Source organism: Kitasatospora sp. NPDC090091, assembly GCF_044747365.1.
Classification (GTDB): domain Bacteria; phylum Actinomycetota; class Actinomycetes; order Streptomycetales; family Streptomycetaceae; genus Kitasatospora.
Genome location: NZ_JBIVDY010000054.1, coordinates 1 through 3,962 on the forward strand (window position 1 = coordinate 1; position 3,962 = coordinate 3,962).

A 3,962-nucleotide genomic window follows, 5' to 3' on the forward strand; every position below is an offset into this window, starting at 1 on the left:
TGCTGGACAGCATCGACCTGACCGACACCGTGATCACCGGCGATGCCCTGCACACCCAGCACGCCCATGGCACGTACCTCCGTGAACGCGGCGCCCACTACCTGGCCATCGTGAAGAAGAACCACCCCGGGCTGTATGCCCAGGTCAAAACGCTGCCCTGGGCGGACATCCCGCTGGACCACCGCACCCGCGACCGGGCCCACCACCGCGACGAGATCCGCCGGCTCAAGACCGCCGCCTTCCACCACCTCGACTATCCCGGCGCCCGCCAGGCGATCCAGATCGTCCGATGGCGCCGCGACCGCTCGACCGGGAACCTCACCATCGAGCGGGTCTACCTGATCACGAGCCTGGACACCTACGACGTCACCGCCGCCCAGCTCGCCACCTGGATCAGGGGCCACTGGGGCATCGAGAACCTCCTGCACCACGTCCGCGACCGGACCTTCCGCGAGGACGACTCCAAGGTCCGCACCGGCCACCTGCCCCGCACCATGGCCGGACTGCGCAACCTCGCCATCAGCATCTTCCGCCAGAACGGCCACACCAACATCGCCGCCGCCCTCCGCCACACCGGCCGCGACCACACCCGACCCCTGCGAATCCTCGGCCTCACGTGATCAATCCGGACAGACCGCGATCACGCAATGCCCTTGGGTTACCGCTGAGCCACTGTTCAGCGGTTAGGTTCACCCGTCGCCGGGAAGTCTGCCATCCGAACCCACGTGACGTCACCTGGATGCGAGGCTACGGTGGCTTATAGAACTTGTTTTATGCGTCGAGCCGTCCGATCTGAGGTCGACGGCGGGCGGCTCCTATCCTAGGAGGTGCCATGCACAAGCCTGTGTTCCTCATCAATTTCCTCGATGAGCCGTTACAGTCCGAACGAGAGCAACTCCTCCTCGGGCCATCAGTGCAGGGCCCTGGGGGTCACTCACTGTGGACATCCTATGGCCCCCCTGCCGATATAGGGCGTTTGCTATTCCAGGCGCTTGTCGCCAAAAGAGTAAGAAGTGCCGCCTTTCTGCCCGACATCCCGTCGACGGATCTCCTCTGGCTGGCAACCGAGTGGTGGGGTGCACTTGTTGTGCATGCAGATCTGGCAGAGCTCATCACCGGTGTGCGCAACGCTCAGTGGCATCAGGAGCTTACGAATGAAAAGTGGAGGATTGTTGTTCTGCGGCCTCGGCAGGAGCCTCCACGAAGCAGCGATCAAGCGCCTCAGGTTCGCGTACTGGACGGCACAGCAGCCACATATCGGGGCGAGCTTTATAGCAACGCGCCCTCTGTGACGCATATAAGTCTGGGAGAGGTCAGACAGGACATGACTTCCTGGTTTGGCGACCTCGCTAACCCCAATGTCGGTGGAGCAGTAGCCTTGCTTACACTGTCGGGTGCACGCAAAGCTTCGGACCGGGTGTTGCTGAGAAACCCTGCGGCCCTGGGCCTTACCTTTATTGATTCAGAGGATTCACTGGCGGCATATCAACGAGATCATGTTATCCAGGTGTCGGGAATTGGCACAACCATGCGGGAAGCCTCGTATCACGCGGGCGAGTTTCGTGCCGCTGCTGAGGCCTGGGATGATGAGTTTAAGGCGCTTTCGGCCACAGCCTCCCGTGCAGACTACGTAGTCCTTCTCGAATTGTCCGCGCTGCAAGATCCCGAGATCGTGATCGGCGAAGGAATGGTCCTCGAACAGACAGGATTTACCGGGGCGCAAACCCTGGCCGCATCCCGCTCACGCTCCGTGCACGTCGAAATTGGCGACATCATCCCCGTCGCGCTGCCAGCATGGTGCTTGAATTCCTCCCTCCGGGCCCCAAGTGGTGAACCGATCAGGCCGACGCCACTGCGATTTGCTGTCAGCGGTACGCAGCGGCACATATGGGCTGAAATTTCTGAAATTCTTCAAGGGAGTGAGATATGAGGGACCAACACTTCATACCTCGGCGCCTTCATGACGAGATCAGTCGACATGTCGTGAAGTTCCCAGCGAGTCTCTTGGCCCAGTTGGCGGACGAAAGTATGGACGAAGAACGCAAGTCGCCGTTAGTAATCAAGTACACCGCGGCCACGTACGCGAGAAGCTACCGCGGCGGAAGAGGTGGGCTTTATATTTCGGCGACCCCAGGATTTACTTGGGGCGATGGAACCTATGTCACTCCACTGGCGTTTCCAATCTCATCGGCCATTTTTGGCCGAGTGGGCGTGGTAGCGCGGTTCGATCCCAGGCAGTGGCTGGTCTATGACGCAACTCAGCCACTCCTACAGGACCTTTACATGGCGTGGACTGGATTTCAGCCCCGCCGGAAACAACTGCTGCTTACCTATCATTCGCAGTTGGCAAATCAATTCATGCGAAACCTCTTCAGAACAGTGTTCCAGATTGACTGTGTACTGTTCCGGCCGGATCAGAGAAACCGGTGGTACACAGGAAAGGGCGACATCTGGATGGCCGTATCGGACTGGGACGCTAGTCGTGAGCTTGTTCACTCAGGGTCGAGCTCCTCCTTCACTGATGCGCGCATCGCGGTGATCGTGGAAGAGGAGTTCGAGAAAGTCCACTATGATCTCCGACGAAATGCGCTAATAGGCCCCCTTGGTCCGCGACAGTCCAATGCGGCTGCGGCAGCACTAGTGCGTCAGGCTTATGCCCGCAACACGTACGCTCATCTGCACGCATAAGGGGATCGACATGAAAGGCCTACTGGGCCTCAGTGCTGACTTTATCGACCGAATGACCAACGCTGCGCATGGAGAAGGAGTCAATGAAGCGTATTGCTGTCGCTTTGCCGAACTCCTCCAGAGTGATGAAAGCCTGGCATATCAGCTCTCGGCTGGTGATCTATCGGAAAGCGACACGGGGTTGCTCTCAATGCAGTCCTGGCTTTGGTATCTCAGATGGGTGGCGACGCAAGAGAAATTACCGTCCGATGGATTCCTCAATGTCCTCTATGAGGATGCCAGCGATTCACTGCTGCGCCTCGTGGTGCTGGATTCGGTGATGACCCATCCGGTGATAGTGCAACGCTATAGCGACATACCGGAGCGCCAGACCGTACATCTGGAGGAACTTCCGCCTAGCTGGCCTAGGGACCTCATCCTCGCGCTGATCTCGCCAGAGCTGGCCGACTCCCTTGCTATCGATGCTAGGCCAGCTGGGCAAATTGCAGAGATCGTAGAAGTTTCATTTTCTCTGCTCCAAATAGGAAACACGCCAGCGATGGTAATTCTGCGAGGGTTGCTAGCATATCCATGGCCATATCGCGGCGAAGTGGTCCAAGCCGTCGACCATTGGCTTCAGTCCTCGGAAATATCGGGTGTGGAATTGGATAGATGGAGGGATCGATTGGGGCTGCGCGCTGACTAAATGTGGTCGCTCTTGATCCACTCGCAGGCAGCCGGTGGACTTCAGGGCAGCGGCCAGAACCGCGCCGTCATAGTGTTGGGCGACAATGATGGTTGACCTCGATTCGTCAGGGATGATCGGCCGGTGACGAAAGCGGCGGTTCGCCCGTAATGTCCCGTTGCCGTTCGGGGCGAGCCGTCGCATGTCGCTGCGGGGACGCCGGGTTCCACGGGCCCGGACGTGCTTCTCCTCCTTCCTGGTTCTTGTTGGGGTGGGGCCGGCCGTCAGGTGTCGGCCGGGAGCTGGATGAGCCTGCGCCAGCAAGTGGTGAACGCGCTCGCCCAGGGCCAGGTCCGGTCGATCCGCAGCCAGCGGCGTCGGGCGTGGGCGGCCAGGCGCACGGGCAGGTGGTAGATCCGGAAGCGCATGGTGTCGGGCTCGGCGTTCACCAGGTCGTCCTGGTCGTGCAGGGCCAGGAGGCGGACCCAGCGGTCCACGTCGTGGGCGAGGTTGCAGGTGAGCATCCAGCTTCGGTTGACGGTCCAGTCCTGGGACGGGAGGTTGCGAAGTCCCATGGCCTTGTCGGTGCGCACGCGGATGCTGTCCAGCG

Annotated in this window: 4 protein-coding genes; 3 read left to right on the forward strand and 1 reads right to left on the reverse strand. The window is 60.2% G+C overall.

The window, feature by feature from the left end; translation table 11 throughout:
* From ACIPSC_RS38950 to ACIPSC_RS38960, 3 genes are all read left to right on the forward strand, one after another.
* A partial coding sequence (locus tag ACIPSC_RS38950; RefSeq protein ID WP_400835134.1) for an ISAs1 family transposase occupies positions 1-620 on the forward strand: 620 nt, incomplete at its 5' end.
* A 212-nt stretch (positions 621-832) separates the two neighbouring features.
* Positions 833-1,930 carry a hypothetical protein gene (locus ACIPSC_RS38955; protein WP_400835137.1) on the forward strand — a complete coding sequence of 366 codons (1,098 nt, stop codon included), beginning with the start codon at positions 833-835 and terminating at the stop codon, positions 1,928-1,930.
* A gap of 768 nt (positions 1,931-2,698) precedes the next feature.
* Positions 2,699-3,373, forward strand: a complete 675-nt coding sequence (locus tag ACIPSC_RS38960; protein ID WP_400835140.1) for a hypothetical protein — start codon at positions 2,699-2,701, stop codon at positions 3,371-3,373.
* 263 nt (positions 3,374-3,636) lie between these two features.
* On the opposite strand, the gene ACIPSC_RS38965 is transcribed toward ACIPSC_RS38960, so the two are convergent.
* Positions 3,637-3,962 (reverse strand): transposase (locus ACIPSC_RS38965; protein ID WP_400835143.1); only part of this gene is annotated, 326 nt, incomplete at its 5' end.